The 314-nt window shown below is 44.9% G+C and carries 1 pseudogene; it reads left to right on the top strand.

Annotated elements, in window-relative coordinates:
* Window positions 1–200 precede the first annotated feature (200 nt).
* Window positions 201–314, top strand: a pseudogene (locus tag P0G09_RS17290) (branched-chain amino acid ABC transporter permease); the annotation flags it as partial.

The following is a 314-nucleotide window of genomic DNA, read 5'->3' as shown; positions in this document are numbered from 1 at the left end:
CATCAAGAAGGCCGACTCAACCAATTCCAACAAGATTACGGAAGCCTTGGCTAAGACCAAGAACATGAAGGGAGTTACTGGTACGATTTCAGTTAATAAGCACCATGATCCACAAATGAAGATGTCGGTTGAACAAATGACCAATGGTAAGGTTGTCGCCGGCTACACTGTTAAGTAATTAAAGAAAGGGGGCACCAACCGTGCAAATCTTTATGCAGCAACTGATCAACGGTCTCTCGCTCGGCAGCATCTACGCGCTGTTGGCTTTGGGATATACGATGATCTATGGGATTATCAAGATTATTCACTTCGCG

The sequence above is a fragment of the Faecalibacterium sp. DFI.5.82 genome (assembly GCF_029076575.1).
GTDB lineage: Bacteria > Bacillota > Clostridia > Oscillospirales > Ruminococcaceae > Faecalibacterium > Faecalibacterium duncaniae.
This window is presented reverse-complemented; position numbering and strand designations above follow the sequence as displayed.